The 24,390-nt window shown below is 66.4% G+C and carries 24 protein-coding genes and 2 pseudogenes; 13 read left to right on the forward strand and 13 right to left on the reverse strand.

The window, feature by feature from the left end; all coding sequences use genetic code 11:
* Positions 1–5 precede the first annotated feature (5 nt).
* Positions 6–974 carry a homoserine kinase gene (locus tag LRS09_RS19215; protein ID WP_257808463.1) on the forward strand — a complete coding sequence of 323 codons (969 nt, stop codon included), beginning with the start codon at positions 6–8 and terminating at the stop codon, positions 972–974.
* A complete protein-coding gene (gene rnhA, locus LRS09_RS19220) occupies positions 971–1,483 on the forward strand; it encodes a ribonuclease HI (RefSeq protein WP_257808464.1) in 513 nt (170 codons plus the stop codon). Before LRS09_RS19215 ends, rnhA begins: the two co-directional genes overlap by 4 nt.
* 25 nt (positions 1,484–1,508) lie before the next feature.
* Here the strand turns inward: rnhA and LRS09_RS19225 are convergent, their stop codons facing one another.
* Both LRS09_RS19225 and LRS09_RS19230 read right to left on the reverse strand, forming a co-directional pair.
* On the reverse strand, positions 1,509–1,994 hold the full coding sequence (locus tag LRS09_RS19225) for a peroxiredoxin (protein ID WP_257808465.1): 486 nt from the start codon (positions 1,992–1,994) through the stop codon (positions 1,509–1,511).
* A gap of 78 nt (positions 1,995–2,072) precedes the next feature.
* A complete protein-coding gene (locus LRS09_RS19230) occupies positions 2,073–2,861 on the reverse strand; it encodes a protein-disulfide reductase DsbD domain-containing protein (RefSeq protein WP_257808466.1) in 789 nt (262 codons plus the stop codon).
* A gap of 148 nt (positions 2,862–3,009) precedes the next feature.
* On the opposite strand from LRS09_RS19230, the gene LRS09_RS19235 reads away from it, so the two are divergent.
* A complete protein-coding gene (locus tag LRS09_RS19235; RefSeq protein WP_257808467.1) occupies positions 3,010–3,618 on the forward strand; it encodes a YqgE/AlgH family protein in 609 nt (202 codons plus the stop codon).
* On the opposite strand, the gene LRS09_RS19240 is transcribed toward LRS09_RS19235, so the two are convergent.
* The 4 genes from LRS09_RS19240 to thrC all read right to left on the reverse strand — a co-directional run bounded on the left by LRS09_RS19240 (position 3,609) and on the right by thrC (position 9,820).
* Complete coding sequence (locus LRS09_RS19240; protein ID WP_257810262.1) at positions 3,609–6,428, reverse strand: EAL domain-containing protein; 2,820 nt, start codon at positions 6,426–6,428, stop codon at positions 3,609–3,611. The genes LRS09_RS19235 and LRS09_RS19240 overlap by 10 nt on opposite strands.
* A 70-nt stretch (positions 6,429–6,498) precedes the next feature.
* Positions 6,499–7,095, reverse strand: a complete 597-nt coding sequence (locus LRS09_RS19245; RefSeq protein ID WP_257808468.1) for a GNAT family N-acetyltransferase — start codon at positions 7,093–7,095, stop codon at positions 6,499–6,501.
* Between the two features lie 15 nt (positions 7,096–7,110).
* Positions 7,111–8,403 carry a pitrilysin family protein gene (locus LRS09_RS19250; RefSeq protein WP_257808469.1) on the reverse strand — a complete coding sequence of 431 codons (1,293 nt, stop codon included), beginning with the start codon at positions 8,401–8,403 and terminating at the stop codon, positions 7,111–7,113.
* A gap of 13 nt (positions 8,404–8,416) precedes the next feature.
* Positions 8,417–9,820: a threonine synthase gene (gene thrC, locus LRS09_RS19255; RefSeq protein ID WP_257808470.1), complete on the reverse strand. Its 1,404-nt coding sequence runs from the start codon at positions 9,818–9,820 to the stop codon at positions 8,417–8,419.
* Between the two features lie 126 nt (positions 9,821–9,946).
* On the opposite strand from thrC, the gene LRS09_RS19260 reads away from it, so the two are divergent.
* Positions 9,947–10,549, forward strand: coding sequence for a hypothetical protein (locus LRS09_RS19260; RefSeq protein WP_257808471.1), 603 nt, complete (start codon positions 9,947–9,949; stop codon positions 10,547–10,549).
* Here LRS09_RS19260 and LRS09_RS19265 read toward each other — a convergent pair whose 3' ends face one another.
* Positions 10,550–11,233, reverse strand: coding sequence for an HAD family phosphatase (locus LRS09_RS19265; protein WP_257808472.1), 684 nt, complete (start codon positions 11,231–11,233; stop codon positions 10,550–10,552). It abuts the gene before it with no gap.
* A 157-nt stretch (positions 11,234–11,390) separates the two neighbouring features.
* On the opposite strand from LRS09_RS19265, the gene LRS09_RS19270 reads away from it, so the two are divergent.
* From LRS09_RS19270 to LRS09_RS19280, 3 genes are read left to right on the forward strand one after another with little or no spacing between them, the layout of a single operon-like run.
* Entirely contained in the window at positions 11,391–12,524 is a 1,134-nt protein-coding gene (locus LRS09_RS19270) for a site-specific DNA-methyltransferase (RefSeq protein WP_257808473.1), read from the forward strand.
* A gap of 55 nt (positions 12,525–12,579) precedes the next feature.
* A complete protein-coding gene (locus LRS09_RS19275) occupies positions 12,580–12,810 on the forward strand; it encodes an AbrB/MazE/SpoVT family DNA-binding domain-containing protein (RefSeq protein WP_257808474.1) in 231 nt (76 codons plus the stop codon).
* Between the two features lie 3 nt (positions 12,811–12,813).
* Positions 12,814–13,215 (forward strand): type II toxin-antitoxin system VapC family toxin, encoded by a 402-nt coding sequence (locus LRS09_RS19280; protein WP_257808475.1) that lies wholly within the window; start codon positions 12,814–12,816, stop codon positions 13,213–13,215.
* Here LRS09_RS19280 and LRS09_RS19285 read toward each other — a convergent pair.
* Together LRS09_RS19285 and mutY are read right to left on the reverse strand one after the other, a co-directional pair.
* Positions 13,209–13,818: pseudogene (locus LRS09_RS19285) on the reverse strand (HAD family hydrolase). The gene LRS09_RS19280 and the pseudogene LRS09_RS19285 sit on opposite strands and share 7 nt — an antisense overlap.
* On the reverse strand, positions 13,815–14,927 hold the full coding sequence (mutY, locus tag LRS09_RS19290; protein WP_257808476.1) for an A/G-specific adenine glycosylase: 1,113 nt from the start codon (positions 14,925–14,927) through the stop codon (positions 13,815–13,817). The pseudogene LRS09_RS19285 and the gene mutY overlap by 4 nt, the downstream one beginning before the upstream one ends.
* A 58-nt stretch (positions 14,928–14,985) precedes the next feature.
* On the opposite strand from mutY, the pseudogene LRS09_RS19295 reads away from it, so the two are divergent.
* Positions 14,986–15,484 (forward strand): annotated as a pseudogene (locus LRS09_RS19295) (DUF721 domain-containing protein).
* Here the strand turns inward: LRS09_RS19295 and LRS09_RS19300 are convergent.
* Positions 15,481–15,633 (reverse strand): hypothetical protein, encoded by a 153-nt coding sequence (locus LRS09_RS19300; RefSeq protein WP_257808477.1) that lies wholly within the window; start codon positions 15,631–15,633, stop codon positions 15,481–15,483. The pseudogene LRS09_RS19295 and the gene LRS09_RS19300 sit on opposite strands and share 4 nt — an antisense overlap.
* A 166-nt stretch (positions 15,634–15,799) precedes the next feature.
* Complete coding sequence (locus LRS09_RS19305; RefSeq protein ID WP_257808479.1) at positions 15,800–16,048, reverse strand: DUF433 domain-containing protein; 249 nt, start codon at positions 16,046–16,048, stop codon at positions 15,800–15,802.
* Between the two features lie 184 nt (positions 16,049–16,232).
* Here LRS09_RS19305 and LRS09_RS19310 point away from each other — a divergent pair, with 184 nt between their 5' ends.
* The 3 genes from LRS09_RS19310 to LRS09_RS19320 all read left to right on the forward strand — a co-directional run bounded on the left by LRS09_RS19310 (position 16,233) and on the right by LRS09_RS19320 (position 20,811).
* Positions 16,233–16,949 (forward strand): DsbA family protein, encoded by a 717-nt coding sequence (locus LRS09_RS19310; RefSeq protein WP_257808480.1) that lies wholly within the window; start codon positions 16,233–16,235, stop codon positions 16,947–16,949.
* A 51-nt stretch (positions 16,950–17,000) separates the two neighbouring features.
* Entirely contained in the window at positions 17,001–20,462 is a 3,462-nt protein-coding gene (smc, locus tag LRS09_RS19315) for a chromosome segregation protein SMC (RefSeq protein ID WP_257808481.1), read from the forward strand.
* A gap of 91 nt (positions 20,463–20,553) precedes the next feature.
* Complete coding sequence (locus tag LRS09_RS19320; RefSeq protein ID WP_257808482.1) at positions 20,554–20,811, forward strand: PepSY domain-containing protein; 258 nt, start codon at positions 20,554–20,556, stop codon at positions 20,809–20,811.
* 106 nt (positions 20,812–20,917) lie between these two features.
* Here the strand turns inward: LRS09_RS19320 and LRS09_RS19325 are convergent, their stop codons facing one another.
* Positions 20,918–21,367, reverse strand: a complete 450-nt coding sequence (locus LRS09_RS19325; protein ID WP_257808483.1) for a hypothetical protein — start codon at positions 21,365–21,367, stop codon at positions 20,918–20,920.
* Between the two features lie 476 nt (positions 21,368–21,843).
* Complete coding sequence (locus tag LRS09_RS19330; protein WP_257808485.1) at positions 21,844–22,188, reverse strand: VOC family protein; 345 nt, start codon at positions 22,186–22,188, stop codon at positions 21,844–21,846.
* Positions 22,189–22,353: 165 nt separating this feature from the next.
* Here LRS09_RS19330 and LRS09_RS19335 point away from each other — a divergent pair, with 165 nt between their 5' ends.
* Together LRS09_RS19335 and LRS09_RS19340 are read left to right on the forward strand one after the other, a co-directional pair.
* Positions 22,354–23,289: an extensin family protein gene (locus tag LRS09_RS19335; protein WP_257808487.1), complete on the forward strand. Its 936-nt coding sequence runs from the start codon at positions 22,354–22,356 to the stop codon at positions 23,287–23,289.
* Positions 23,290–23,388: 99 nt separating this feature from the next.
* The gene (locus tag LRS09_RS19340; protein WP_257808489.1) at positions 23,389–24,381 is read left to right on the forward strand and encodes an extensin family protein; all 993 of its coding nucleotides are present in this window, start codon (positions 23,389–23,391) and stop codon (positions 24,379–24,381) included.
* Positions 24,382–24,390 lie beyond the last annotated feature (9 nt).

The following is a 24,390-nucleotide window of genomic DNA, read 5'->3' on the forward strand; positions in this document are numbered from 1 at the left end:
TCTGGATGGCCGTCTATACCGACATCACCGAGACGGAGCTGGGCGCGTTCCTGACCGGCTACGACCTCGGCGAGTTGCGCTCCTATCGCGGCATCGCGGAAGGCTCGGAAAACTCCAATTTCGTGCTGCACACCGGCAAGGGCGAGTTCATCCTCACCCTCTACGAAAAGCGGGTGGAGGAGGTGGATCTGCCGTTCTTCCTCGGTCTGATGCAGCATCTGGCGCTGAAGGGCATCACCTGCCCCTTGCCCGTCGCGCGCAACGACGGCTCTCTGATCGGCCGCCTCGCAGGCCGCCCGGCCGCGATCATCACCTTCCTCGAAGGCATATGGCCGCGCCGTCCGACGGCTCCGCAGTGCCGCGAGGTCGGAAAGGCGCTGGCCGGCATGCATCTGGCGAGCGCGGATTTCACGCTGTCGCGGCCGAACGCGTTGTCGGTGGAGGGATGGCGCAAGCTGTGGGCCGGCGCCCGCGAGCGCTCCGGCGAGGTCGATACGGGATTGAAGGAGGAGATCGACAGGGAATTCGAGCTGTTCGCTCACGCCTGGCCGACGGACCTGCCGTCCGGCGTGATCCATGCCGACCTGTTTCCCGACAACGTCTTCTTCCTCGGCAACAGGCTGTCGGGGCTGATCGACTTCTATTTCGCCTGCAACGATTTCTACGCCTACGACGTCGCAACCTGCCTCAACGCCTGGTGCTTCGAGAAGGACGGCGCCTTCAACATCACCAAGGGGGCGGCCCTCCTGTCCGGCTATGAGAGCGTGCGGCCGCTGTCCAGCCGGGAAAAGGACGCCCTGCCGGTGCTCGCGCGCGGCTCGGCGCTGCGCTTCACGCTGACGCGGCTTTACGACTGGCTGACCATTCCGGACGGCGCGCTGGTGCAAAAGCGCGATCCGATGGAATTCGTCCGCCGCTGGCGCTTCCACCGGCAGGTGGCGTCGGCCACGGAATATGGATTGATCCCCGCATGAAGACGGTCGAGATTTTCACCGACGGCGCCTGTTCGGGCAATCCCGGGCCGGGCGGCTGGGGCGCGATCCTGCGCTTCAACGGCACGACGCGGGAACTGTCGGGCGGCGAGGCCGAGACCACCAACAACCGCATGGAGTTGATGGCGGCGATCGAGGCGCTCAACGCGCTCAAGGAGCCGTGCGAGGTGCTGATGCACACCGACAGCAAATATGTCATGGACGGCATTTCCGGCTGGATTCACGGCTGGAAGAAGCGCGGCTGGAAGACGGCCGACAACAAGCCGGTGAAGAATGTCGAGCTGTGGCAGAAGCTGGACGAGGCGAACCGCCGTCACAAGGTGACATGGCACTGGGTGAAGGGTCACGCCGGCCACGACGAGAACGAACGCGCCGACGAACTCGCGCGCATGGGCATGGCGCCGTTCAAGGGCAAGGGCCGCACGCCCGATCCGATCGTCGCCGCGGCGCGGACGCCGCGGCTGATGGGCAACTCGACCCGCAAGGCTTGATCCTGACGATCAGGCCGTCTGGCGGTCAGAGCTGTTCGAGAATGCGCGCCGCGCCCGAGATCTCGGCCTTGCCGGGCGTTTCCTCGATGTTGAGCGTCTTCACCACGCCGTCGTCTACGATCATCGAGAAGCGCTTGTAGCGCGTGCCCATGCCTGCCTTCGACAGGTCGTTGTCCAGGCCGACCGCCTTGGCGAAGTCGGCACTGCCGTCGGCGAGGAAGGTGATCTTGCCGTCATTGCCGGCCGACTTCGACCAGGCGTTCATCACGAAGACGTCGTTGACCGAAACGACCGCGATCGCATCCGCGCCCTTGGCGAGGATCGCGTCGTGGTTCTCCAGGAAGCCGGGCAGGTGGTTCATGCTGCAGGTGGGCGTGAAGGCGCCGGGAACGCCGAACAGGACCACCTTCTTTCCGGCGAAGAAATCGCCCGTGCTGACATTGGCAGCACCGTCGTCGGTCATGGTCTTGAGCGTGGCGTCGGGAAGCTTTTCGCCGGGGGCGATGGTCATGATCTGCTCCTTGGAAGGGTCTGGTTCTCGGATGGGCGTGGGCCGGACATAAGGTCTCAGGCGGATTTGTCCAGTGCCTCACGGAAGAGAGGATTGGCCCTCGACCGCCTTGCCGCCGGCGACGAGCGTGTAGTCGAACGCGACCGTTCCGGCTGCCGGCGGCCGACCGATGACGGGGATGCGGAACGCGGGCCGCTCGCCGGTCGCCTCGAGCACCGGAACGCCGAGCAGCCAGCCCTTCGGCGCGACGACAAACAGCTCGGCGCCCTGCGGATCGGCGGGCAGCGCAGCGTCGGCGACGAGTGACTGGCCATCGTCGCGCAGGCCCGCCAGGCCGAATTCGGCGGAGGCAGCGGAGGGCAGGCGGCCGTAGCTCTCGAGGATGACCGGGTCTACTGTTCCGGCCTCGCCGCCGGGCGTGACCGACAGCCTTGCCTGCACCGGCACGCAGATCTCCTTGCAGATGCCGAGAAGGATGTCCGCGTCGATCGCCGTGAACTTTTCCGGGTCTCCGACCTCGAAGGTGAGGGGCAGGGCGACCGGCTCGACATAGCCGGTCGACACCTCTTCGCCTTCCCGAAAGCGTTTCGGGGCTGGGTAGGAGAATACGGCGTCTTCGACATTTATGCTGGCCGACACGTCGATCTGCGGCGCAATGCCGGAGGCGCCGGGATCCTTCCAATAGGTCTTCCAGCCGGGCTGGAGATCGATCTCGAGGACGCCCTTCATCCGGCCGTCCGCGCTAGCCGCATCTTCCGTGACGAGCCGCAGCCTGGCGCCCTCCGTCTCGAACCAGTCGCTCGAGGCGGCCTGCGCAAAGCCGCATGCCGACAGAACGATCGCAAGGGAGAAAACGATGCGCTTCATGGGCGTCTTCATGCGCCCCCGGCTGCCGGGCCGCAACTCGCCCGGGCGGAAATCCGATCAGATTTCGGTGACGTGAAACGAATCGGCGCGGCAAACTTGCTCAAATCTGCATCTTCCGTGACGGGACAATTCGCGTTACGCTTTTCGGATGGACATTCTGCGCCATAACCGGAGACCGCACAGCGGCGGTTTCCTCAACGACCAGTTCCTCATCGCCATGCCGGGCATGAAGGACGAGCGCTTCTCCCGCGCGGTCATCTATGTCTGCGCGCACAGCGAAGAAGGTGCGATGGGCCTGATCATCAACCAGGCCCAGCAGATGCGCTTCCCCGATCTTCTCGTCCAGCTCGGCGTCATGGACGAGACGAGCGCGATCCGCCTGCCGCCGCAGACGCGCGACTTCCAGGTCCGCAACGGCGGCCCGGTCGACCGCAGCCGCGGCTTCGTGCTGCATTCGGACGACTATCGGGTCGACTCCTCGCTGCCGGTCGCCGAGGACATCTGCCTCACCGCGACGGTCGACATCCTGCGCGCGATTTCGAAGGGCAGGGGGCCGCGCCATGCGCTGATGGCGCTTGGCTATTCCGGCTGGGGCGCAGGGCAGCTCGAACGCGAGATCATCGAGAACGGCTGGCTGACCTGCCCGGCCAATCCCGACCTGCTGTTCGACACCGACATCGACCGGAAATACGACCGGGTTCTCGCCTCGATCGGCATCGACCAGGGGCGGCTCAGCCATTTTGCTGGTCACGCCTGAGCGGCTGAATACTGTTCCTTCAGCAGCTTGACCGCATTGTCGGCCGTCATCGGCGAGCCGAAGGCGAAGCTCTGGACATATTCGCAACCCATCTGGCGCAGCTGCAGCGCAGCCGCCTCGTCCGGCACGCCCTCCGCCACGACCGACAGGCCGAGGTCGTGCGCCATGTTCACCATCGAGCGCAGCAGCACGTTCTTCTTCGGACTGGTGTCGTCGACGAAGCTCTTGTCGATCTTGATCGTGTCGAAGGGGAAGCGGGTAAGGTAGGCGAGCGACGAATAGCCGGTGCCGAAATCGTCGAGCGAAAGGCCGATGCCGAGCTGCTTGAGCCTGTTCAGCACATGGGCCGACTGCTCCGGGTTGTCCATCACCAGCGACTCGGTGAGCTCCAGCCGCAGGCAGCGTGGCTTGAGGCTCGAACGGGCAAGCACGGAGCGCACGTCGGAAACGAGGTCGCGGCGCAGCAGCTGGCGGCTCGACAGGTTCACCGACACGGAGATCGGGTTGTCTCCGGCGAATTTCTGCCAGGCTCCGAGGTCGTCGGCCGCCTGCTGCATGGCGAACAGGCCGAGCTGGACGATCAGGCCGCAGCTCTCGGCGATAGGGATGAATTCGGACGGCGGGATGACGCCGCGGCGCGGGTGTTCCCACCGCAGGAGCGCCTCGAAGCCGGCGACGGTGCGGTCTTCCAGCCGCACGATCGGCTGATAGACGAGGCGGAACTCGCCCTTCTCGATCGCGCGCCTCAGGTCGGATTCGAGCTGCAGGCGATCGCTGCCGAACGAGCGGAAGGCGGGCCGGAACGGCTCGATGCGGTCGCCGCCGAAGCGCTTGGCCTGATGCATGGCAAGCTCGGCGTCCTTCAGCATCTCCTCGGCCGAGCTCTGCGTCGAGGTCCACGAGATCAGGCCGATGGAGGCCGTGAGCACGATCTCGCGCTTGGCGAAGGTGATCGGCGCGCTGATGGCATGCCGGATCGCATCGGCGATCGCCGCCACGCGGGCCGGGTCCTGCTCCGACAGCACCATCAGGGCGAACTGGTCGCCCGTGACGCGCGAAAGCGAGTCGCGCGGCTTCAGCAGCCTGTGCAGGCGGCGCGCAATCGTCAGGAGGATCGTGTCGCCCGCCGACATGCCGAGGCTCTCATTGACATGCTTGAAGCGGTCGATGTCGATCGCGAAGACGGACGGGCGGACATTCTCCTCGGACTTGGCGATGGCGACCACCGCTTCAAGCCGGTTGAGGAACAGTTCGCGGTTGGGCAGACCGGTGAGATTGTCGTGGATCGCGTCGTGGAGCAGGCGCTCCTCGGCCTTCTTCTGCTCGGTCACGTCGACCAGCGTGCCGACACAGCGGATGATCTCGCCGTCCGAGCCGATCACTGGCCGCGCTTTCAGCGAGTACCAGTGATAGTGGCCGTCGGCGCCGCGCAGGCGGAAGCTCTGTTGGATGCGGCCGCGCCGGTGCTCCAGCACCACGTCGAGCGTGGTGCGGAACGGATCGCGGTCCTCGGGGTGCAGCGCCGGCAGCCAGTTGCGGGCCGGACCGTTGAGACTGCCCGACGCGAGGCCGAGCGGGTCCGCCACGTCGGGCCGCGTCACCACGCGGTCGCGCAGCACGTCCCAGTCCCAAACGATGTCACCGGCTCCGGTGATGGCGAGCGCCTGGCGCTCCATGTCGGAGAACAGGCCCTGGTTCAGTCCGCCGCCGGCAAACGCGTGCTGCATCACGGTGAAGCCGATGAGCAGGATGATCAGGATCAGCCCACCGCCCAGCGCCGGCTGGACGATGTCGTTGTTGAGCATGCCGGTGACCGCGAGCCACGATCCGGCGAGCCAGACGAGCACCATCAGCCAGCTCGGGATCAGCATGATGGCGCGGTCGTATCCGCTGGCCGCCAGATAGGCGATCAGGCCGATGCCGACGATGGCGGTCGCCGCGAAGGAGAGGCGTGCGATGCCGGCGGCGATCGCCGGATCGAAGATCGCGACGCCCGCGATCATGGCGAGGCCGAGGATCCAGGCCAGCGCGCCATAGCTGAAATGGTCGTGCCAGCGGTTGAGGTTGAGATAGGCGAAGAGGAAGACGACGAAGGTGGCCGCGAGCGACACTTCGGCGCCCGCCCGCCAGATCTGCTCGTTGCCCGGGGCGATCTCGATGACCTTGTTGAGGAAGCCGAAGTCGATCGAGATATAGGCGAGCACCGCCCAGGCGAGCGCGGCCGTGGCCGGGAACATCGACGTCCCCTTGACCACGAACAGGATGGTGAGGAAGAGCGCCAGGAGGCCGGAAATCCCAATGACGATGCCGCGGAACAGCGTGTAGGAGTTGACCGAATCCTTGTAGGCGTCCGGCTGCCACAGATAGACCTGCGGTAGCGAGGGCGAAGCCAGCTCGGCGACGAAGGTGACCACAGAGCCGGGGTTGATCGTCACCAGGAAGATATCGGAGTCGGGGCTCTCCTCGCGATCGAGCGCGAAGCCCTCGGACGGCGTGATCGAGACGATGCGGTTGGAGCCGAGGTCGGGCCAGATCAGGCCGGAGCCGACCAGCCTGAAATGCGGCGCGACGATCAACCGGTCGAGCTGCTGCTCGGTGTTGTTGGCGAGCGCGAACACGCCCCAGTCGCCCGAGGAGCGGGGGCTCGACGCCTCCACCTCGATGCGCCGCACGATGCCGTCGGCGCCGGGCGCGGTCGACACCTGGAACGTGTCGCCCTGATTCCGGTAGATCTCGACCGCCTTGGACAGGTCGAGCGCGATGTCGTCGCGGGAAATGTCGATGATTTCCACGGCGCTTGCCGGAAGCATCGCGAGGAAAACCAGCAGCAGTGCCAGAAACGGCGCGAACGCATGAATCCGTCCGGTTCTAGTCAAGCGGTCAGCCCTGTTCCTGCTTGCTCCCGCCGTCGCCGGCAATGAGCGCGTAGAGAAGATGATCCTGCCAGGCACCGTTGATGCGCAGGTAGGAGCGCAGAAGTCCTTCACGCCGGAATCCGGCTTTTTCAAGCACGCGGATCGAACGATCGTTGCTGGGAATACAGGCAGCCTCGATCCGGTGCAACCTGAGCGTCTCGAAACCGAACCTGACGACGAGGTCGACGGCCTCGTGCATGTAGCCCTTGCCGGCATGGCCGACCCCCATCCAGTAGCCGATCTGCCCGGATTGCGCGACGCCGTGGCGGATGTTGCCGAGCGTGATGCCGCCCGCGAGCTTTCCCGTGGACTTCTCGAAGATGAGGAAGGGTATGCCGCTGCCCTGCGCCATCTCCTCGCGATACCGGCGCATGCGCTGGCGCCAGGCGCCACGGTCAAGCTCGTCGGCAGCCCATTTGGGTTCCCAGGGCGAGAGGAAGTGCTGGCTTTCCCGGCGAAGTGCTGCCCACTGCCCGTAGTCGGACGTGACCGGGGGGCGCAATGTAACCTTCTGGCCCGCAAGCGTCGGCTTCGGCTGACGGAAGAAGGGCAGCGCGAACATCTCGTTCGCGTCCGGTCAGACGGCGATTTTCCGCAGCAGCGGCGAAGGGCCGACAAGCGTGTCGCGGATCGCGTCGTAGGACGCCAGTCCGCTGATCGGGCCGATGCCGGCCACCGTGGGGGTCGACGAAAACAGGCGCGAGGACAGATCGGTGAGCCGTTCGGTGGTGATCTTCGAGAGACGCTCCAGAAGCTCGTCCATCACGATCGGCTGGCCATAGAGCATGATCTGCCGGGCGATCTGCGAGGCGCGGCTTGCCGCGCTCTCGCGCGACATCAGCAGACCTGCGCGATATTGGGCGCGCGCGCGGTTGAGCTCTTCCTCGGAAATGGTCTCGCCGGCCTTGCGCAGCTCGTCCATGATTACAGGAACGAGCTCGGCGATATCCGCCTGGCCCGTCGCTGCATGCACGCCGAACAGCCCCGTGTCGGAAAAGCCCCAGTGGAAGGCATAGACGGAGTAGCAGAGGCCGCGCTTTTCGCGAACTTCCTGGAAGAGGCGGCTCGACATGCCGCCGCCGAGGATCATGGAGAGGAGCTGCGAGGCATAGAAGTCGCGCACGTGATAGGCGCGTCCCTCGAAGCCGAGGATGATCTGCGCGTCCTGCAGGTCGCGCACCTCGCGGAAATCGCCGCCGGTATAGGCGGCGACTGCCGCCGGCTTGCTGGTGCAGGTCGCCCGGAAGCTGCCGAGATGCCTTTCGACCAGCTTGACGAACTCGTCATGGTCCACCGCGCCCGCGGCAACCACGACCATGCGGTCGGCCGCATACTGGCGCTCCAGGAAGTCGCGGATGTTCGCCGAGGTGAAGGACTCGACAGTCGTCGGCGTCCCGAGGATGGAACGGCCGATCGTCTGGTTACGGAACGCGACCTCGGTGAAGCGGTCGAATACGATGTCGTCCGGCGTGTCGTGCGCGGCACCGATCTCCTGCAGGATCACGTGCTGTTCGCGTTCGAGTTCGTCCGGATCGAAAGAGGAGTCGGTCAGGATATCGGCCAGGATGTCGATCGCCAGCGGCACGTCGTCCTGCAGCACGCGGGCATAGAAGGAGGTCGTCTCGACGCTGGTCGCGGCGTTGATCTCGCCGCCGACATTCTCGATCTCGGAGGCGATACGCCAGGCGGAGCGTCGCGACGTGCCCTTGAAGGCCATGTGCTCGAGCAGGTGCGCCATGCCGTGCTCTTCGGGACGTTCGTCGCGCGCGCCGGACTTGACCCAGACGCCCAGCGCTACCGTTTCGATGTGGGGCAGGTTTTCGGTTGCAACCGTCAGGCCGTTCGACAGACGGCTTACCTCAACGCCCATGCGCACTCGCTCCCTAGACACGCTCCGCAGCGGCTCTGGACCGGGCGGATATATAGTCTTCTATCATTTTCAGGTCCGAGGGAAGCACCTTGTAGTTTTCGGGCCTCGTCATCAGGTCGGACAGCCATTCAGGCAGGGCGGGAGCGATACCCGTAGCCGATTTCACCGCGTCGGGGAACTTGGCCGGATGGGCAGTCGCCAGAACGACCATGGGCGATGCGCCCGTCCGTCCCTGCGCCACACGCACCCCGATCGCGCTGTGCGGATCAAGGAGGTAGGAATTGCGAGACAGGATCGACTTCATCGTCTCGGCCGTCTCAGCCATCGAAGAGCGGCCCGCGTCGAACTCGGAGCGGATCGCCGCCAGATGTCCGTCGGCGATGGTGAATGCGCCCGACTGCTTCAGCCTGTCCATGTAGCCGCGCACCGCGGCGGCGTCGCGGCCGGCTGCCTCGAACAGAAGCCGCTCGAAGTTGGACGAGACCTGGATGTCCATCGAGGGCGAGGTCGTTGGGACGACGCCACGGGTCTCGTAGGTTCCGCTCGCCAGGGTGCGGGTCAGGATGTCGTTGTCGTTGGTGGCGATGACCAGCCGATCGACCGGCAGACCCATCCGCTTGGCGGCGTATCCGGCGAAGATGTCGCCGAAATTGCCCGTCGGCACGGTGAAGGAGACGGCGCGGTCCGGCACGCCGAGCGACAGCGCCGAGGAGAAGTAATAGACAATCTGGGCCATGATCCGGCCCCAGTTGATCGAGTTCACGCCCGACAGCATCGCCCGGTCGCGGAAGGCATGGTCGTTGAACATGCCCTTCACCAGCGCCTGGCAGTCGTCGAAATTGCCCTCGACCGCGACCGCATGGACGTTGGATGCGCCGGAGGTCGTCATCTGGCGCTGCTGCACCGGCGAGACGCGGCCGTTGGGGAACAGGATGAAGATGTCGGTGCGCTCGCGCCCCGCAAAGGCGTCGATCGCCGCCCCGCCAGTATCGCCTGACGTGGCGCCGACGATGGTCGCCCGCTGGCCGCGCTCGGCCAGCACATGGTCCATAAGCCGGGCGAGCAGCTGCATCGCCACGTCCTTGAAGGCGAGGGTGGGGCCGTGGAACAGTTCCAGCAGGTAGCTGTCGCGGCCGTGCTGCACGATCGGGCAGACGGCGTCGTGGCGGAAGGTGGCATAGGCCTCGCGCACGATCTTCGCGAAGGTGACCTGCGGGATCTCGCCGCCGACGAAGGGCGTCAGAAGGCGGATCGCGAGGTCGGGGTAGGAGAGGCCGCGCATGGCGCGGATGTCGGCGGCGGAGAAGGTCGGCCAGCTCTGCGGCAGGTAGAGGCCACCGTCGCGCGCCAGCCCGGCAAGCAGCGCGTCGGAAAAGCCGAGAATGGGAGCCTCGCCCCGGGTGCTGACGAATTTCATCTGTGGAAGCCTGTCGCCTGTGCGTGGTCGGTCTGTCGTCTCGCCCGAAAAAGCGCCGCAATCCGGGTCGCAATCTGAAGTCGGCGTTGGTATAGAGGGCCGCGTCGCGCGAGGAAAGTGTAGTTCATGCAGTCAGTTTCGTTCGGTGTCCGCAATCTCGGCAAATTCGCGGCCGCAGGCTTTATGCTCTTCGCCGCCGGGTGCCAGTCGAGCGACACCGCGGGCGTGCTCAATCTGGGCGGCGGCAGTGCCCAGGCCGAGCAGAAAAAGGTCGGCATCGAGGAACTGCGTGCCTTCTGCCCGCGCGTCCAGCTGCGCGACGGCACCGCCTATTACGACAGCTATACGAAGGACGGGAAGGATAAGGACGGCAATGCCGACCCGACCAAGATCGTCTACCAGGCCTCCATCGGCGACATGACGCGCTCCTGCACCTACGGTGCCGGCACGATGACGGTGAACGTCGCGGTGGCCGGCCGCGTCGTGCCCGGCCCGGCCGCGAAGGACGGCTCGGTCAACCTGCCGATCCGCATTGCCGTGATGCGCGGCGACGAGGTGCTTTACAGCCAGCTGCACCAGTATCCGGTCAGCATCACGGCCCTGGGGGGAGCCTCCCAGTTCGTGTTCAACGATCCGAACGTGACCTTCCCGACGCCGCCCGACACCAAGTTCGTCGTCTATGCCGGCTTCGACCAGGGGCCGGAAAAGAAGCCTAAGCAGACGAACTGATCACTCGGCCCATTCGGACAGCGCCGCCAGCACGGTCTGGAAGTCGGCGAGACGGCGAATGACCGTCTCCGCGCCGGCTTCCGTGAGCCGGTCGGCATGTCCCGGATAGCTGTGCGATGCACCGGTGAAGCCGATCACCCGCATGCCGGCCGCGCGCGCCGCATGCACGCCGTGGACAGAGTCTTCCAGGACGAAGGTGTTCTCCGGATCGGCGTTCAGCATCTTCGCCGCATAGAGGAAGACGTCCGGCGCGGGCTTGGGCCTCGCCTCGGGAATGGCGCGCGAGGAGAAGATGCGGTCGCCGAACAGCGGCTTCAGCCCGGTCTTCGTCAGCATCATGTCCAGCCGGTCGAGCGTCGAGTTCGAGCAGATGCAGCGCGGGGCTTCGACGCGCGCAACCGCCTCGCGCGCGCCGTCGATCGCGCGGATCTCCCTCGCGATGCGCGCGTCGAGCAGCTTGCGCTCTTCGTCGATCAGCGAGGCCTGCAGGGGAACCGCCGAGAGCTTCTCGACCTCCAGGAGGATGTCGTGGAACGTCAGGCCCGCAAAGCGCTCGGCCACCTCCTCCGCCTCGATGGGAAACCCGGCCGCGGTGATCAGCTCCGCGTCGACGCGGGCGGCGATCACTTCGGAATCGACGAGCACGCCGTCGCAATCGAAGATGACGAGATCTGGCTGGGGCATTGAGACGTCCTGGAGGTCCGGGAGGGGAGGGCGCGGCGAATACACCAAACCGCGCGCCTCCGCAAACTGCGGGCGCAAGCCACTCACTTCATTAAATATTTACCCAGCTCGGTAACCATAACGGCAGGTAAACGTAACGCGTATCGTGAGTGTGCCGATGTCCGCCATTCGTCTCGTCGACGACCTTTCTGCCGTTTCCGCCAAAGCCGAATGGCTCGACACGATCCTGAAGGGGGATTGCGTCGCGGCCCTCGAACGCCTGCCCGAGAAATCGGTCGACGTGATCTTCGCCGACCCGCCCTACAACCTCCAGCTCGAGGGCGACCTGCACCGCCCCGACCAGTCGAAGGTCGACGCGGTCGACGACGCCTGGGACCAGTTCGAGAGCTTCGAGGTCTACGACGCCTTCACCCGCGCCTGGCTGTTGGCCGCGCGCCGCGTGCTGAAGCCCAACGGCACCATCTGGGTGATCGGCTCCTACCACAACATCTTCCGCGTCGGCGCCAAGCTGCAGGACCTCGGCTTCTGGATCCTCAACGACGTGATCTGGCGCAAGACCAACCCGATGCCGAACTTCCGCGGCCGCCGCTTCCAGAACGCGCACGAGACGCTGATCTGGGCCTCGCGCGACCAGTCGGCCAAGGGCTACACCTTCAACTACGATGCCATGAAGGCCGCCAACGACGACCTGCAGATGCGCACCGACTGGCTGTTCCCGATCTGCACCGGCGGCGAGCGGCTGAAGGACGAGAACGGCGACAAGGTCCACCCGACGCAGAAGCCGGAAGCGCTGCTGGCGCGCATCCTGATGGCGTCGACCAAGCCGGGCGACGTGGTGCTCGATCCCTTCTTCGGCTCTGGCACCACGGGCGCCGTCGCCAAGCGGCTGGGCCGGCACTTCGTCGGCATCGAGCGCGAGCAGTCCTACATCGACGCGGCGACGGCGCGCATCGCGGCGGTTGAGCCGCTGGGCGCCGGCGAAACGCAGGTCATGGGCGGCAAGCGCGCCGAGCCGCGCGTCGCCTTCGGCAGCCTGGTCGAGGCCGGATTGATCGCGCCCGGCGCGGAGCTTTCCGACGCCCGCCGCCGCTGGACGGCGCAGGTGCGCGCCGACGGAACCCTCGCCATCGGCCGCGACGCCGGCTCGATCCACCGCCTCGGCGCGATGGTGCAGGGCCTGGAAGCCTGCAACGGCTGGACCTTCTGGCATGTCGAGCGCGAAGGCCGGCTGGAGCCGATCGACGCGCTGAGGCGGGTCATCCGCGACCGGATGGTGGCTGTGGGGGCTTGAGTGGCGACCGCCCCGGTATTACCTTGATGCAACATAGGTAATACTGGAGGCTCGAATGGCCACCACGGTCACATCAAAAGGGCAGGTGACGATCCCCAAGCAGGTCCGCGACGTGCTTGGAATCGTGCCCGGCACGAAGGTTGAATTCAAGCCTGCGGGCGACGGGACTTTTGTATTGGTTCGAGCAGACGGTCAGCCGAGGCGCTCGAAATTTTCGGCTTTTCTCGGTCATGCCGGAAAAGGGCTTTCAACGGACGAGATCATGGCGCTGACCCGTGGTGAGTAGCGGGTGATATTCGTTGATACGAACGTCATTCTGGATGTTGCGACCTTCGATCCTAACTGGGCGATCTGGTCGCTGGACCAGCTTGAATTGGCAAGCGCGTCTGGACCGTTACTGATCAACGAAATTGTCTACGCTGAGCTGTCCGTGGGCTACACCCTGATCGAAGAGCTAGACGATCTGGTGGAGCAGATGGAACTGGAGATGCTTCAGATTCCACGATCCGCGCTGTTTCTTGCTGGAAAGGCTTACCAGAGATACCGCCAGTCAGGTGGGACGCGAACCGGCGTCTTGCCCGACTTTTTCATTGGTGCTCACGCTGCGGTATTGCAGGTTCCCGTCCTCACCAGAGACGTCGCTCGATACAGAGCATACTTCCCAACGGTTCGCTTGATCGCTCCTCAGTGAACACCTAGCCGCTTCAAATCCGCTTCCAGCTTGTCCGCACCCTCGAACAGCACCGCCTGCCAGCCGGCGTCGATCGCGCCTTGCACGTTTTTCGGACTATCGTCGATGAACAGGCTGGCAGCCGGTTCGAGGTCGAAATCAGCGGCATGTCGGTCGTAGATCGCACGGTCTGGTTTGATCAGGCCGATCTCGCCGGAGACCGTCACGCCGCGCGGCCGGTTGAGGAACGGAAACCGCACGCGGGCTTCGGCGAAGGTGTCGGCGGCGAAATTGGTCAGCATCGTCACGTCGCGGCCGTCCTCGATCAGGCCGAGCATGATCGCGACCGAATCCTCGTAGTGATGCGGGTACCATCTCGTGCCAGTGCTGGCGGAAGGAACGGATGTTGTCGGCCTCGTCCGGATAGCGCTCGATCAGCAGCGCCTCCGCGTCGCCCCATGCCCGGCCGCGATCCTGCTCTATGTTCCAGTCGGAAGTGCAGACGTTCTCGAAGAACCAGCGCCGCCGCGCCTCGTCCGGGATCAGGCGGCTGAAGGGCAGGTCGGGATCATAGTGGATCAGCACCTTGCCGATGTCGAACACGATATGGCGGATCTCGGTCATTCGGGTCTCCGTCGAGGCTTCTGGGTGGCGCCCTCTATCGCAGCCTCGATCACCTTTTTCATGACGGTGGGCAGTGCTTCGCTGTGGATTGTCGCGCGGGAAGACCACCAATGTCCCGGTGGGGGAGCCGTGTCGACATAGGCGAGAAAGACCGACAGTTCGAGCTCGAAATGAGTGAAGACGTGGGAGATCGAGCCTTTCAGGCGCCAGTTCGCGCGGAAAGGGGCGGCTTCCGCGCCGGTCGCTCCGTCGATCCGTGCGGTCCAGTCCGTGCCAGGCACCTCCGCCATTCCGCCAAGCAGCCCTTTCTCGGGCCGCTTTCGCATGAGCACCGCGCCGTCGCGGCGCACCGCCACGAAGGCCGCGCCGACGCGCTTTGGCTTCTCCTTCTTCGCGGCCTTGACCGGATAGAACTCCGGATCGCCCGCCTTCAGCGCCCGGCAACCGTCGCGCAAGGGACAGAGCACGCAGGCCGGCCGCTTGGGCGTGCAGATCGTGGCGCCGAGGTCCATCATCGCCTGGGCGAAATCGCCCGGCCGGCTCTGCGGAACGGCGGAGGCCACGAAGGCGCCGATCTCGGGCTTTGCCTCCGGCAGCGGCGTGGCGATGGCGCGATAGCGCGTGACGACCCGCTCGACATTACCGTCGACCACCGCCGACGGGCGGTCGAAGGCGATCGCCGAGATCGCGGCAGCGGTGTAGGGTCCGATGCCCGGCAGTGTCCGCAGCCCAGCCTCCGTGTCGGGGAAGCTCCCGCCATGCTGGTCGACGACTATCTCGGCGCATTTCTTGAGGTTGCGGGCGCGGGAATAATAGCCGAGCCCAGCCCAGGCCTTCATCACGTCGTCTACGGTTGCGGCCGCGAGGTCGCCCACTGTCGGCCATTTCTCGACGAAATTGCGGAAATAGGGCCGCACCGCCGAGACGGTGGTCTGCTGCAGCATGATCTCGGACAGCCAGACCAGATACGGGTCCTGCCGCAGGCCGGCGGCGACCTTTACCGGTGGCACGCGCCAGGGCAGGTCGCGGGCATGCCGGTCGTACCAGGCGAGCAGAAGTTCTGCGAACCCGTCTGCCTGCCTCGTGGAATAGGTGGGTAGGGATGTCATCGCGCGGCGGGTTGGTGTAGGTGTCCGGTTCGTTGGGAGGTGCTTCGGCGCTGGGTTCATGGCAGGCAATTCATCACCCCGCAATGCACGACCGGTCGGAGACTTCGCTGCGGCGATCCTCGACCCGGTGCTGCGCCGCAAGACCGGCGTCTCGACGGCGCTCGCAGTCGTGGGAGGAGATCGCCGGCCAGCGGCTCGCACAGGCGTCGCGACCCGAGAAGATCCTCTGGCCGCGCCGCGCGGGCGAGGACGACCCGTTCGAGCCGGCGACGCTGGTGATCGCCTGCGAGGGCGCCTCCGCGCTGCAATTGCAGCACCAGACAGGCGAGATCATCTCCAGGGTGAACGCCTTCCTGGGCTTCGCCGCGATCGGCCGCATCCGCATCCTGCAGAAGCCCATCGCGGACACCGGCAAGGCCAGACGCCCCCGCCCGCGCGAACTTTCCCGCGACGAGACGGCCTCGGTCACGCAATCCGTGGCCGGCATTGAGGACGATGCGCTGCGTGCCTCTCTGGAAAAGCTCGGCCGCGCGGTGAAATCGAGCAAGGCGCGTTAGCTTACGTCGACAATCGAATGCGATCCGGGCGCAGCGCGCCTGGCGAGTTCCGCGATCTTCGCGGTGTTCTCGATCACGATCCGACGGCGATTGGTCGGAATCGTGATGACGGCGAAGCTGCGCCTGCCGAGCGACTGCTGCGACTGCATGTGCCCGTCGCATGTGATGAAGACATCGCAACCGACAGATTCGATGCGGTCGAGCAACGGTCCGTCGTCGAGCCCCTTCCAGCTTTGGGGAAACGGCCGCGCCCGAATTCCAAAGGGTTCAAGCGCCCGGGCCAACTGCCTCGGAACGCTCTCATCCAATTGTGCCTCAATCATGGGTCGACGAAGATCGAATCGCCGACGGAATAAGCTGTATGAGCGCTACAGCGTCGCTTCTGGAGATCGTCGGATATTCGTCCAGTATTTCGTCGAGGGACATCCCGTCGGCCAGATTGTCGAACAGGACTTCGATCGGCACACGCGTCCCCCTGAATACAGGGCGCCCGGCGAGGACATTTGCATCGCTCGTCACGATACGTCCAAGGTCCTTCAGGACAATCGCATCAATGTATGTCATTGCCGTTGCACCTTTCGGCTCAACAATATCACATCCGGCGCGTCAGGCCATGTCGCGATAGCGTGTTCGTGAACGGGGCGTCAGAAAACGGTATTGGGATTGCGGACAATCTTGCCATAATTGGCGTGCTAAGCGGCATCTGCTAGTCGCTACACCGCATTTCTCTCGGCAACAGGTGATTCACATGAGCTTTTCGATGCGTCGCAGGGACGTTCTTCTCTCGCTTGGCGCGGTTTCCGCGGTAGCGCTGCTGGCGGCATGCAGCGACGATGCGCCGAAGCAGCAGGCCAGCGGCTCCGAGCCCGCGACCCCTGCAACGCCATCGAAGCCCGCGGTCGCAGCGCCGGCCTCGCAAGGTACCGTCGACATGGCCAAGCTGCTCGAGGCCGGCTCGCTGCCCGAACAGGTGCTCGGCAAGGCCGATGCTCCGGTGACCATCGTCGAATATGCCTCGATGACCTGCCCGCACTGCGCGCATTTCCACGAGACCACGCTGCCGGAAATCAAGACCAAGTATATCGACACCGGCAAGGCCCGGCTGATCATGCGCGAATTCCCGTTCGATCCGCGCGCGGAAGCCGGCTTCATGCTCGCCCGCTGCTCGAACGACAAGTATTTCCCGATGATCGACGTGCTGTTCAAGCAGCAGAACAACTGGGTGCGGGCTCAGGATGCGCAGTCGGCGCTTCTGCAAATCTCCAAGCTTGCAGGTTTTTCACAGGAGTCCTTCAACGCCTGCTTGACCAACCAGAAGCTTCTGGACGACATCAGGGCGGTGCGTACGCGTGGCGCCGACGAGTTCAAGGTCGACTCGACCCCGACCTTCTTCATCAACGGCGACAAATATGCGGGAGCCCTTACGGTTGACGAAATGTCGGCCATCATCGACGCCAAGCTCTGACGCGCCTTCGGGCGCGCGCTTCAGCGCGCCCGCACGCCGGGATGATGCCTGATGCGCTTCTCCCGGCTCCGCCTCCTCGGCTTCAAGTCCTTCGTCGAGCCCTCCGAATTTGTCATCGAAGGCGGGCTCACAGGCATCGTCGGCCCGAACGGCTGCGGCAAGTCGAACCTGGTCGAGGCGCTGCGCTGGGTGATGGGCGAGAGCTCCTACAAGAACATGCGCGCGTCCGGCATGGACGATGTCATCTTCTCGGGCTCCGCGACGCGCCCCTCGCGCAACACGGCCGAAGTCACGCTCTTCCTCGACAACACCGACCGCAGCGCGCCCGCCGCCTACAATGACGGCGACGAATTGCAGATCTCGCGCCGCATCGAGCGCGAGGCGGGGTCCAATTACCGGATCAACGGCAAGGAGGCGCGCGCCAAGGACGTGCAGCTTCTCTTCGCCGACCAGTCGACCGGCGCGCGCTCGCCCTCGATGGTCGGGCAGGGGCGCATCGGCGAGCTGATACAGGCCAAGCCGCAGGCACGCCGGGCGCTTCTGGAAGAGGCGGCCGGTATCTCCGGCCTGCATACCCGCCGGCACGAGGCGGAACTGAGGCTGCGCGCGGCCGAGCAGAACCTCGAACGGCTGGAGGACGTGGTCGGCGAGCTGGAGAGCCAGATCGAGAGCCTGAAACGCCAGTCGCGGCAGGCCTCGCGCTTCAAGGCGCTCTCCGCCGACATCCGCCAGGCCGAGGCGACGCTGCTGCACCTGCGCTGGACGCTCGCCAAGGCGCAGGAGGCCGAGGCGCAGAGCGCGCTGTCGGCCGCGACCAACGTGGTGGCCGAGCGCGCCAAGGAGCAGATGGACGCCGCCAAGGACCAGGCGGTCGGCGCGCATCACCTGCCCGGCCTGCGCGAGGAGGAAGCGAAGGCGGCGGCTGCGCTGCAGCGGCTGACGATCGCGAGGACCCAGGTCGAGGAGGAAGCGCAGCGCATTCGCTCCCGCCATTCCGAGCTCGAAAAGCGCATCGCCCAGCTCGACGCGGACATCGCCCGCGAGGAGCAGATGGTGCGCGACAATGGCGATATCCTGAAGCGGCTGGCCGACGAGGAGGCCGCGCTCAGGGCCGAGGAAGAGGGCGCAGTCGACCGTGAGCGGGAGAAGCGCGCCGCCTTCGAGGAAGCGTCGACGCAGCTGACGCTCTCGGAAGCCGCGTTGAGCAAGCTCACCTCGGAACGGGCGGAAGCCTCGGCGCAGCGCACCCAGGCCGAGCGTTCGCTGCGCGACGCGGCCGAGCGGCGCGACCGGCTCGACCGGCAGCTCGCCGACACCGACCGCGAGGCGGCCGAGATCGCCGCGAAGCTGGCCGGCCTGCCGGACCCTGCCGAGAAGCAGAAGCTGGTCGAGCAGGCGACGGAGGCGGTGTCGACTGCCGAAGCCGCGACGATCGCGGCCGAGAAGGCGGTGGAGGCGGCGCGTGGCCGCGAGGCGGCGGCGCGGCCGGCCTTGCAGGCGGCGCGGGCGGAACTCGCGCGGATCGAGACCGAGGCGCGGACACTCGCCAAGATGCTGAACGCGCAGTCGGGCGGGCTTTTCCCGGCGGTGGTGGAGCAGATCAAGGTCGACAAGGGCTTCGAGACGGCGCTCGGCGCAGCACTCGGCGACGACCTTGACGCCGCACTGGATCGTGCCGCGCCCGTGCACTGGGCGGCCGACATCGCGGGCGCCGGAGCCGACCCGGCTCTGCCCGCAGGTGCGCGGCCGCTGGCCGACGTGGTGCGGGCGCCGTCGCAGCTCGCCCGCCGGCTGGCGCAGGTCGGCATCGTTGAGGCGGCGGACGGGCCGCGGTTGCAGAAGCAGCTTGCGACAGGCCAGCGCCTGGTCAGCCGCGAGGGCGCGCTGTGGCGCTGGGACGGGCTGACCGCGAGCGCCGACGCGCCGACGGCGGCGGCGCTCAGGCTGGCGCAGAAGAACCGGCTCGCCGAGCTGGAGGCCGAGGCCACGACAGCGACGGTCGCGGCGCGTTCCGCCGAAGCCGCGCAGGCCGAGGCGGAGGCCGCGACCAAGGCGGCGGTGGAGACTGAGCGCAAGGCGCGCGACGACTGGCGCGCGGCGCAGCGGGCAGTGACGGAGGCGCGCGATGCGCTGGCGAAGGCGGAGGCCGCGGCCGGCCAGCTCGCCGGGCGGCGCTCGGCGCTGGAAGCCTCGCGCGCACGGATCGTGGAAAGCCGCGACGAGGCGGCGGGCGCCTTTGCGGAAGCCGAGCGGGCGCTGGCAGCGGCGCCCGACCTGGGTGATCTCCAGTCACGGCTCGACCGCATGTCGGCCGACGTGGCGCTGGATCGGGCGAAGCTTGCGGACGCGCGCGCCGCCCATGACGGGCTGAAGCGCGAAAGCGAGGCGCGGCGCGGGCGGCTTGAGACGATCGCGGCCGAGAGCCGCAACTGGGTGTCGCGCGCCGAGAACGCCGACCGGCAGATCGAGGCCCTCGCCGCGCGCAAGGCCGAGACGGCGAGCGAGTTTGCCGCTCTTGCCGATGCGCCCGACGAGCTGGACGAGCGCCGCCGCGCGCTGCTGAGCGAGATCAGCAAGGCGGAGCAGTTGCGCAAGCAGGCGGCCGACCGGCTGCAGGAGGCCGAGAACCGGCAGGCCGCGCTCGACAAGGCCGCGACCGGCGCGATCCAGTCTTTGTCGGAGGCGCGCGAGGGGCGCGCCCGCGCCGAGGAGAGGCTCGCCGCCGCCGACGAGCGCCGCCGCGAGACGGAAGCCCGCATCCAGGAGGCGATCGGCGTCGCGCCGCATCTGGTGCTGAAACAGGCCGGACTGGAGGCCGATGCCGAGCTGCCCGAGATGGGCGAGGTGGAGCGGCGGCTGGAACGGCTGAAGATCGAGCGCGAGCGGCTGGGCGCGGTCAACCTCCGCGCCGAAGAAGAACAGAAGGAACTCTCAGAGCGGCTGGAACTGATCGTCTCGGAGCGCGAGGACATCGTCGAGGCGATCAAGAAGCTGCGCCAGGGCATCCAGAGCCTCAACCGCGAGGGCCGCGAGCGGCTGCTCGCCGCCTTCGAGGTGGTCAATGCGCAGTTTCAGCGCCTGTTCACGCACCTGTTCGGCGGCGGCACGGCGGAACTGCAGCTGATCGAATCGGAAGACCCGCTGGAGGCGGGGCTGGAGATCCTGGCGCGGCCGCCGGGCAAGAAGCCGCAAACGATGACGCTGCTCTCCGGCGGCGAACAGGCGCTGACGGCGATGGCACTGATCTTCGCCGTGTTCCTCACCAATCCCGCGCCGATCTGCGTGCTGGACGAGGTCGACGCGCCGCTCGACGACCACAATGTCGAGCGCTTCTGCAACCTGATGGACGAGATGGCGGCCTCGACCGACACGCGCTTCGTGGTGATCACCCACAACCCGATCACCATGGCGCGGATGAACCGGCTGTTCGGCGTGACCATGGCCGAGCAGGGCGTGAGCCAGCTCGTCTCCGTGGATCTCCAGACCGCGGAGCGTATCCGCGAGGCGAGCTGACGCGGCGTAGCCTCACGGACATTTCACCGTCGCGGGGTTGCGCCCGGCCGTTCAGGCTCCATAACGGCTGCGCAGTCCAAAGGAGACGATCATGAAGCACCTCATCCTCGCCGCCCCTTTCGTCCTTTTCGCCGCGGCACCGGCCTTCGCCGACGATCGCCCGCCGGCGCCGGATGAGCGCGTGCGCATCGAGGCGGCGCTGAGGGCCGAGGGTTACACGTCCTGGGGCTCGATCGAGCTCGACGATAATCGGGTCTGGGAAGTGGACGACGCCATCGACGCCGAGGGCAAGGAGTGGGACCTCGAACTCGACACGCAATCGCTGGTGATCTCGAAGAAGGACGATTGAGTTCTGAGGTCGCGCGAGATCGTCGACCGCAGCTCATTTTGCGCGGAAGAAGGCAGGATCGATCTGGGGCATTCACCTCTCCACAGGAGGAGAAGGATAGCGCTTCTCAGGACGTATCGCGCAGCTCGATTGGCGAGACGACGGCGTCAGCCAAGCGCGGAAGGCCGGCGCAGCGCGCGTCACCCTCATTGCCAGCCTCGTCGGAGGCCTGACCCCGATGCAGGAACGACAGACGCGCCAAGTGCGCGGCTATGGCCTGCATGTAGTGGCCAAATGCCCTCAGCGAATCGGCGATGTCCTCCGCATCGAAGGGATTGCTGCCGAAGCCGGCCGGCATCGGGACGGGCGTCCAGGGCCTGCGTGCGGAACTGCGCAGCGTGCCTTCGACGTAATCCCGGAGCAGCGCATTCGCCTGCCAGGCGGCCCACAGCACGCACCAGCGGACCCAGAACGACCGGCCGGCGGCCTGTTCGGCCATGTCGGCGATCGAGAACAGGCGCATGACGATCCGCGCCTTTAACGCCTGTTCCCTCCCTGCCTTCGCCCTCCAGCCCATCGCCGGCTCCCGTTTGACCGGACATAGTTTCGGGCATGTTCGGAAAGGGTGGATGAAAAGAATCGGCAAGCCAACGGGAGCAAGGGGTTAGCGGAGAGTAGGCAGAAATCGATCCATCGGATGATGTGTCAAGAACTGATCGCTCGGGCTCTTCTCAAAGCAGCGCACACCGTCCGCGGTCATCATCCCGGCGACCGGAGGTCAGCCGGGATCGATTGATCTTCGCGGGTTGGCGCCGACCCTTTTTTTGCGATCGTAGGGTGTTTCGGCGTGTAACCGGAGAGAGGAATGGATCCCGGGTCGCCTGCGGCGCCCGGGATGACGATCACGTAGGGCGGGCGTCGCGCGGGACGGCGCGACAAGCGGCTCGCCCGGCAAGAATCATGCGGAACATGGTAGGGGGCGCCATACGCGATGGCGAACCACAAGCGCACGTCAGCCCCTTTTCACCCCATCGGCCGTGCCGGTCCGGTCTCTCACTCTCCCCACACCGCCAGTTCGTTGCCGGCGGGGTCGGCGAAGTGGAAGCGGCGGCCGCCGGGGAAGGAGAAGATCGGCAGCACGATGCGGGCGCCGGCGGCGGTGACGGCTTCGAAGGTCTCCTCGAGATTTTCCGAATAGAGGACGGGCAGGGGCTTTGCCGGGGCCTCGGCCTTGTCGCCCTGGAAGCCGCCTTCCAGTCCTTCGTCGAAGGCCGCGTAGGTTGGGCCGTAATCGGTGAACGACCAACCGAAGACGGAGGCATAGAAGGCCTTGACGCTGTCCATAGAGCCTCCGGCGGCGGACAGTTCGAGATAATCGAGCTTTCCGGTCTTGCGCATGGTGTACTCCTCACAATGTTCTTGTTATGTTCTAATAACCGCTCCCGGCGGCCGCAAGCGGAATCTTCGTCCGGCAAGCCAGGCCTCGGGGAACCAGGTCCGGCGGATGCCGTTGTCGGGGCGATGATCCGTCTCCCCCAATCCCCAACAGTCCGGTTTCGTTGCATGTCGGCGGCGCTGTTCGCGCTGGCGGTGATCGTGGCTGTCCCTGCCGCGAAGGGGGCGGAGGACGTGCCGATGCCGCAGCCGCGACCCGAGCGGCCCGGCGATCCGGACGGCGCGTCGCCTCGTGACGGCGAAGCCGAGAAGGGCGTGGCGGGTGAGAAGGGCGCGGGGGACGAAACCGGCTTGCCGGATGCCGGCGAGGCGCCGAAGCCCGAGCCGCGGCCTGAGCAGGCAGGGGAGGTGAAGGAAGAGGATCAGCCCCCGGCAGATGCCGGCAAGGCTGAGCCGTCGCCGAAGCCTGAAGCACGCTCCGACCGGGCGGGGAAAGACGAGGTCCCGACCGATGCAGGTGAGGCCAAGCCGTCGCTGATGCCGCCGCCGCGTCCGGCCGAGATGCCGGCGGAGGAGACGGCCTGCCGGGCGCGGCTGAAAGAGCTTGGCGTCGCCTTCGAGGAAAGGCCGCAGCTCGCGGATGCGGCGGGATGTTCGGTGCCGTGGCCCATTGCCGTCTCCGCGCTGTCGAAGGAGGTGGCGCTGGCGCCCCAGGCGGTGATGAACTGCGCGACTGCCCAGCGCGCGGCGGAGTTTTCGCGCGACCAGATCGAGCCGAAGGCGTCTGCGATCCTCGGCTCGGATTTGACGTCGATCCGGCAGGATTCGGCCTATGTCTGCCGGCCGCGCAACGGCACGACCAAGCTGTCCGAACACGCCTTCGGCAATGCGCTCGACATCGGCGCCTTCACGCTGAAGGACGGAAGGACGGTCGAGGTCGGCAAGGTGTCGAAACGGCAGGAGGGCGAGTTCATGCTCGCCGTGCGGCTGGCGGCCTGCGGGCCGTTCACGACGGTGCTCGGCCCCGGCTCCGACGCCGACCACGCACTGCACTTCCACTTCGATCTCGCCACGCGGCGCAAGGGGTCCGCCTTCTGCCAGTGACGCCGCAATTCGGCCGCAGGGGTGAAGGCGGCCGCTGAACTTTCCTTTACGTTTCGGTCCTATCCTTGCCGGTCGAGGGGCAGGACAGGGAAACCCGACATGGGCTTTATCGCGCGCGGCTTCGCGGCGGCGACATCGCTTGGCGCGGCGGCAGGCATCCTCGCCGCCTGCTCGTCCTCCGACGTCCTGCGCCCGGACATCGACATCACGCCGACCGCGGCCGTGGTGGCGCCGGTGTCGATCGCGCCTCCGGCGAGCGTCACCTACGCGGCGCCGCCCGCGCCGGTCGAGCAGAGCGTGCCGCCGATGACGGAGCCGGCCGTGGCGGAACCGGTCTACCAGGCCGCGCCGGCCGTCGCGGCACAGGTGCCCGCCGGCTCCATGTCGGTGATGGCGCCGCCGCCGATCGACGAGGAGGCGGAGGATGCCCCGGTCGTGCAGGCGGCGATCACGCCGGCTCCCGGCCTGCAGCGGCTGGTGCCGTCGAACCCCTATATGAACCAGCCGCCGGAATACCGCGACCGCAGCTCGGTGCCGCGCACGATGCCGCAGAGCGAGGTCGACTGCCGGCGCGAGCTGAAGCGCCTCGGCGCGACGTACCAGGACCTGCCGCCGATCGGCAACGGCCAGTATTGCGGCATCGACTACCCGGTGAAGCTGTCGAAACTATCGGGCGACATCGCGATGAAGCCGGCGGCGACGCTGTCCTGCCGCATGGCGCTGCAGGTGGCGAAATGGACCAAATACGAGCTGGGTCCGTCGACGCGCCGGCGCTATTTCACCGGCGTCAAGGCGATCCATCAGGGGTCGAGCTATTCGTGCCGCAAGATCAACGGCTCGCGCAACATGTCGGAACACGCCAAGGGCAACGCGCTGGACATCATGCGCATCGAGCTCGACAGCGGCAAGGACATCGGGGTGGTGAAGAAGGGCTTCTTCTCCTTCCGCGAGAAGGGGCTGCTGAACAACGTCCGCGCCGACGCCTGCGACTATTTCTCGACGGTGCTTGGGCCGGGCTACAACTACGACCACCGCAACCACTTCCACTTCGACATCGCCCAGCGCCGCAGCGGCCGCAAGGCGTGCAAGTGAGCGCTTCGC

This window comes from Mesorhizobium sp. J428, assembly GCF_024699925.1.
Taxonomy (GTDB): domain Bacteria; phylum Pseudomonadota; class Alphaproteobacteria; order Rhizobiales; family Rhizobiaceae; genus Mesorhizobium_A.

Coding starts and splice junctions, on each gene's coding strand:
- LRS09_RS19215 (WP_257808463.1), top strand. CDS start 6: ATGGCCGTCTATACCGACATCACCGAGACGGAGCTGGGCGCGTTCCTG.
- rnhA (WP_257808464.1), top strand. CDS start 971: ATGAAGACGGTCGAGATTTTCACCGACGGCGCCTGTTCGGGCAATCCC.
- LRS09_RS19225 (WP_257808465.1), bottom strand. CDS start 1,994: ATGACCATCGCCCCCGGCGAAAAGCTTCCCGACGCCACGCTCAAGACC.
- LRS09_RS19230 (WP_257808466.1), bottom strand. CDS start 2,861: ATGAAGCGCATCGTTTTCTCCCTTGCGATCGTTCTGTCGGCATGCGGC.
- LRS09_RS19235 (WP_257808467.1), top strand. CDS start 3,010: ATGGACATTCTGCGCCATAACCGGAGACCGCACAGCGGCGGTTTCCTC.
- LRS09_RS19240 (WP_257810262.1), bottom strand. CDS start 6,428: ATGCTTCCGGCAAGCGCCGTGGAAATCATCGACATTTCCCGCGACGAC.
- LRS09_RS19245 (WP_257808468.1), bottom strand. CDS start 7,095: ATGTTCGCGCTGCCCTTCTTCCGTCAGCCGAAGCCGACGCTTGCGGGC.
- LRS09_RS19250 (WP_257808469.1), bottom strand. CDS start 8,403: ATGGGCGTTGAGGTAAGCCGTCTGTCGAACGGCCTGACGGTTGCAACC.
- thrC (WP_257808470.1), bottom strand. CDS start 9,820: ATGAAATTCGTCAGCACCCGGGGCGAGGCTCCCATTCTCGGCTTTTCC.
- LRS09_RS19260 (WP_257808471.1), top strand. CDS start 9,947: ATGCAGTCAGTTTCGTTCGGTGTCCGCAATCTCGGCAAATTCGCGGCC.
- LRS09_RS19265 (WP_257808472.1), bottom strand. CDS start 11,233: ATGCCCCAGCCAGATCTCGTCATCTTCGATTGCGACGGCGTGCTCGTC.
- LRS09_RS19270 (WP_257808473.1), top strand. CDS start 11,391: ATGTCCGCCATTCGTCTCGTCGACGACCTTTCTGCCGTTTCCGCCAAA.
- LRS09_RS19275 (WP_257808474.1), top strand. CDS start 12,580: ATGGCCACCACGGTCACATCAAAAGGGCAGGTGACGATCCCCAAGCAG.
- mutY (WP_257808476.1), bottom strand. CDS start 14,927: ATGACATCCCTACCCACCTATTCCACGAGGCAGGCAGACGGGTTCGCA.
- LRS09_RS19300 (WP_257808477.1), bottom strand. CDS start 15,633: ATGCAGTCGCAGCAGTCGCTCGGCAGGCGCAGCTTCGCCGTCATCACG.
- LRS09_RS19305 (WP_257808479.1), bottom strand. CDS start 16,048: ATGACATACATTGATGCGATTGTCCTGAAGGACCTTGGACGTATCGTG.
- LRS09_RS19310 (WP_257808480.1), top strand. CDS start 16,233: ATGAGCTTTTCGATGCGTCGCAGGGACGTTCTTCTCTCGCTTGGCGCG.
- smc (WP_257808481.1), top strand. CDS start 17,001: ATGCGCTTCTCCCGGCTCCGCCTCCTCGGCTTCAAGTCCTTCGTCGAG.
- LRS09_RS19320 (WP_257808482.1), top strand. CDS start 20,554: ATGAAGCACCTCATCCTCGCCGCCCCTTTCGTCCTTTTCGCCGCGGCA.
- LRS09_RS19325 (WP_257808483.1), bottom strand. CDS start 21,367: ATGGGCTGGAGGGCGAAGGCAGGGAGGGAACAGGCGTTAAAGGCGCGG.
- LRS09_RS19330 (WP_257808485.1), bottom strand. CDS start 22,188: ATGCGCAAGACCGGAAAGCTCGATTATCTCGAACTGTCCGCCGCCGGA.
- LRS09_RS19335 (WP_257808487.1), top strand. CDS start 22,354: ATGTCGGCGGCGCTGTTCGCGCTGGCGGTGATCGTGGCTGTCCCTGCC.
- LRS09_RS19340 (WP_257808489.1), top strand. CDS start 23,389: ATGGGCTTTATCGCGCGCGGCTTCGCGGCGGCGACATCGCTTGGCGCG.